Here is a 4,252-nt window from a genome sequence, read left to right as displayed (position 1 = left end):
CGGCTGCCCTTTTCGGTCTGTGCCCGCACTGCGGCGCCAAGACCATGTTCGCCGGCCCGGCCAGGTTCGCGCCGCGCTGCGAAGCCTGCGGGCTCGACTTTGCCAGCTACAACGTGGGTGACGGTCCTGCCGCATTCCTGACCCTGGTGATCGGCGCCTTGATCGTGGGCCTCGCCTTGTGGCTTGAATTCAGTGTGCATCCGCCGGTCTGGGTCCACGTGGTGCTCTGGCCGCCCCTGGTTGCGGGGCTGACGCTGGGCGGCTTGCGCCTCACCAAGGGTGCACTGCTTGCAGCCGAAGTCCAGCGCAAGGCGCGCGAGGCGACCGGCGAGGATGTGCGCAAACCATGAACCTGCGACGCGTTCCCATTTTCCCGACCCTGATCGTGCTGATCGCTGCGATGGTGATGGTGCGGCTCGGCTTTTGGCAGCTCGATCGCCTGCACCAGAAGGAGGCCCTGCTGGCGCAATATGCCCGTGCCGGTTCGCTTTCGGCCGACGTGCGTCTGCCGCTCGACAAGGCAAACCGCGAGGCGGTGTGGTTCCGCCACACCACGATCGAATGCCTTGGTGGCGGATCGACCCAGCCGATGGCGGGACACAACGAGACCGGTGAAACGGGTTGGGCGCAGTGGGGACAGTGTCGCTCCGCGGATGGCCGTACGGTTGTTGAAGTCAACGCAGGCTGGTCGCAAACGCCCTCGGCAGTCGCCTTTCCGGGGGGCACGATCCGGGGCATGATCGCGCCTGACGGGCCAACTGGCGCGCGGATCGTGGCCGACCAGCCGCTTCCGGGGCTTGCGGCCAGTGCCCGGCCAGATCCCAATGACATCCCGAACAACCACCTGTCTTATGCGGTGCAGTGGTTCCTGTTCGCGGCCACGGCGCTGGTGATTTACGGGCTTGCGCTGCGCAAGCGCCTTGCCGCCACGGGCTAGCGGGGCTAACGGCCCACTCGCGATGGAATATATCTCGACCCGTGGAAGCGCCCCGGCGCTCGATTTCGAAGGCGCTACGCTGGCGGGCCTTGCCAGCGACGGCGGGCTTTATGTGCCGCGTGAATGGCCGCGCTTCTCGAAAGAGGAAATCGCGGCGATGGCGGGCCTGCCCTATGCCGAGCTTGCCGCGCGGATCATGCAGCCGTTCGTGGGTGACAGCCTGACGAGCGAGCGCCTGCTCGAACTCACGCGTGCAGCCTATGGCCGCTTCGCGCACAAGGCGGTGACGCCGCTCAAGCAGCTCGACGAACAGCAGTGGCTGCTGGAACTGTTTCACGGCCCGACCTTGGCCTTCAAGGATGTCGCGCTGCAATTGCTCGGCCTGCTGTTCGAGGAATTCCTCGCTCGCGGGGGCGATCCGCTGACCATCGTCGGGGCGACCTCCGGCGATACCGGCTCTGCTGCAATCGACGCCGTGGCGGGCCGCGCGCGGGTCGATATCTTCATGCTCCACCCCAAGGGGCGGGTCAGCGACGTGCAGCGCCGCCAGATGACCACGGTGCTGGCGCCCAACGTCTATAACATCGCCATCGAAGGCACGTTCGACGACGCGCAGGCGATGGTGAAGCGGATGTTCAACGATCAGGGCATGACCAGCCGGTTCAGCATCGGCGCGGTCAATTCGATCAACTGGGCGCGGCTGATGGCGCAGGTGGTCTATTACTTCGCCGCCGCGCTTCAGCTTGGCGCGCCGGAACGCGAAGTGGCCTTCGCGGTCCCGACCGGCAATTTCGGCGACGTCTTCGCGGGCTATGTCGCGGCGCAGATGGGCCTGCCAGTGGCGAAGCTGATCGTGGCGACCAACGTCAACGACATTCTCCACCGCGCGCTGTCGAGCGGTGACTATTCGGCTGGCACCGTCACGCCCACCGCTGCGCCTTCGATGGACATCCAGGTCTCATCGAACTTCGAGCGCCTGCTGTTCGACCTTGGCGGCCGCGACGGCAAGGCGCTGGCCGAGCAGATGGCAGGGTTCGAGGCGACCAAGGCGATGCAGTTGACCAACGCCCAGCGCGAAGGCGCGGCCAAGCTGTTCACCAGCGCGCGCGCCGATGCCGACCAGATGGCCGATGCGATTCGCTGGGCCTGGGAAGAATGCGGCGAACTGCTCGATCCGCACACCGCGATCGGGCTGCACGCTGCCCGCACCGCCGGTGTCTCTGCGGAGATTCCGGTCGTAACGCTTGCTACGGCCCACCCGGCCAAGTTCCGCGACGCGGTCGAACGCGCCACCGGCCACCGCCCGAGCCTGCCGGCCCGGATCGGCGACCTGTTCGAGCGTGAAGAGCGCATGGCCGAACTGCCGGGCGACTACGGCGCGATTGCCGACTACGTTGCCGCGCACGCGGTCGCGCGGGGGTAAATGGCCAGGCTCCAGACCCAGCCGATCATCCTCGCCGGGCAGGGCTGGGACGATTACGGGCTGATCGACTGCGGCGATGGCCGCAAGCTCGAACGCTATGGCCCGCACCGCTTCATCCGGCCCGATACCCAGGCGCTGTGGGCGCCCAGGCTTGAGCGCTGGAAGTCCGACGGCGAATTCGTGCCCGGTTCCGACGAGGACGGCGGCGGGCGTTGGCAGTTCGCCAATCCGGTGCCGCGTGATGGCTGGCCGCTGACCTGGCCCAATGGCGAGGATACCGTGCGCTTCACCGCGCAATGCACGCCGTTCCGCCACCTCGGCTTCTTCCCCGACATGGCCCCGGTATGGGGCTGGATGGGTGAGCAACTGGCCGGGCGCAGCGACGCCCAGACCATGAACCTGTTCGGCTATACCGGCGTGGGTACTCTGGCGCTGTCGAAATACGGCCCCGTCACCCACGTCGATGCCAGCAAGAAGTCGGTCGCCCAGGCCCGCGCCAATGCCGCGCTGTCGGGCATGGAAGGCCGTCCGGTGCGCTGGATCGTCGACGATGCCGCCAAGTTCACCGCGCGCGAAGTGCGGCGCGGGCGGCGCTATGACGGGATCATCCTCGATCCGCCCAAGTTCGGACGCGGACCTGAAGGCGAGGTCTGGCGGCTGGAGGATCACCTGCCGGGGCTGGTGCACGATTGCGCCAAGCTGCTCGATAGTGACAGCCGCTTCCTGTTCCTGACGGTCTATGCCGTTCGGATGTCCTCGCTGGCGATTGCCGGTCTGCTGGCCGAGGCTTGTGCTGACCTGCCGGGTGTGGTCGAGCATGGCGATCTGGCGGTGCAGGAGGATGGCCTCGAAGGTCGCCTGCTGCCCACCGCGATCTTCGCGCGCTGGCGTCGCGACTAGACGAGCGGCAATTTAGTAAGTAAGGCATACTAATTATGGCCGACAGTCTGATCCTCGAAGTTGCCGAGTTCGAGCACGATGTCCTCACCGGGATCTACTCGGAGGAAACCGGGCGCCCCCAACCGCTGCGCTTCACCATCAGCGTGGCGCTGAAGCCTGCCGAGCGTTACGAGCCGGATACCCCGCTCGAAGCCAGCAAGAACTATATGGACCTGAAGTTTGCGGCATCCGATGCGCTGCCTCCCGGGGTCCACTTCAAGCTGATCGAGGCCGTGGCCGATCACATCTGCGAAACCCTGTTCCTGCAGGACGCGCGCGTGCAGGCGGTGACGGTCAAGATCGTCAAGCTCGCGATCAGCGAAAATGGCGAGAAGATCGGCATGACGCTTACCCGGAACCGCAAGTAATGCGGATCGTCCGGATCGAGGGACTGCCCGATGATCCGCTGGCTGCGTCGGCCCGCTTCCACGCGCAGGATCTGCCCGCGCTGCCGGCGCCCAGCGAAGACCTGCTGCTGGTCTTTCCCGAGGCCGATCACACCCACAAGGCCTGGCGACTGGCGGCGGTGCAGTCGCTTGCCCGCGCGGCGGTTTCGCACCGCGTCAATGCCGTGTCGGGTGGCGGTGAGGCGGCGGTTTCGGCTGCGGCGGCTTACCTCGCCGCCGCGCCGGGGGTGACCGGACACCTGCTCGTACTGGATGACGCGGGCGCGGGTGCTGTGTTACCGTCTTCGGAATGAGCACGCCTGCGCCCCTCGTCGACCAGTTCCAGCGCCGGATAAGTTACCTGCGCCTGTCGGTGACGGATCGCTGCGATCTGCGCTGTGCCTATTGCATGCCCGAGCGGCAGGAGTTCCTGCCCCGCAAGGACGTGCTCAGCCTTGAGGAACTGCACCGCCTGGCGTTGGGCTTCATCGCGCGCGGGGTGACCAAGCTGCGCCTGACGGGCGGGGAGCCGCTGGTGCGGCGCGACATGATCGAGCTGGTTCAGGC

7 protein-coding genes are annotated in these 4,252 nt (G+C 66.7%); all 7 read left to right on the top strand.

All coding sequences use genetic code 11. The annotated features are described in order from the left end of the window. Window positions 1–350: DUF983 domain-containing protein (locus ACE3SN_RS16255; RefSeq protein WP_374531798.1), on the top strand; the 350-nt coding region annotated here is incomplete at its 5' end. After that, window positions 347–937 (top strand): SURF1 family protein, encoded by a 591-nt coding sequence (locus tag ACE3SN_RS16250; protein ID WP_374531796.1) that lies wholly within the window; start codon window positions 347–349, stop codon window positions 935–937. The genes ACE3SN_RS16255 and ACE3SN_RS16250, both read left to right, overlap by 4 nt. Window positions 938–959: 22 nt before the next feature. Then, entirely contained in the window at window positions 960–2,360 is a 1,401-nt protein-coding gene (gene thrC / locus ACE3SN_RS16245; RefSeq protein ID WP_374531794.1) for a threonine synthase, read from the top strand. After that, window positions 2,361–3,260 carry a class I SAM-dependent methyltransferase gene (locus ACE3SN_RS16240; RefSeq protein WP_374531792.1) on the top strand — a complete coding sequence of 300 codons (900 nt, stop codon included), beginning with the start codon at window positions 2,361–2,363 and terminating at the stop codon, window positions 3,258–3,260. Window positions 3,261–3,295: 35 nt separating this feature from the next. Continuing rightward, window positions 3,296–3,667, top strand: a complete 372-nt coding sequence (locus ACE3SN_RS16235; protein ID WP_374531790.1) for a dihydroneopterin aldolase — start codon at window positions 3,296–3,298, stop codon at window positions 3,665–3,667. Continuing rightward, a complete protein-coding gene (locus ACE3SN_RS16230; RefSeq protein WP_374531788.1) occupies window positions 3,667–3,999 on the top strand; it encodes a Rossmann fold domain-containing protein in 333 nt (110 codons plus the stop codon). Before ACE3SN_RS16235 ends, ACE3SN_RS16230 begins: the two co-directional genes overlap by 1 nt. Next, window positions 3,996–4,252, top strand: a 257-nt coding sequence (locus ACE3SN_RS16225; RefSeq protein WP_374531786.1) for a radical SAM protein, incomplete at its 3' end; no start/stop codon positions are given. The genes ACE3SN_RS16230 and ACE3SN_RS16225, both read left to right, overlap by 4 nt.

The organism is Novosphingobium sp., assembly GCF_041915465.1.
Taxonomy (GTDB): Bacteria; Pseudomonadota; Alphaproteobacteria; order Sphingomonadales; family Sphingomonadaceae; genus Novosphingobium.
This window is presented reverse-complemented; position numbering and strand designations above follow the sequence as displayed.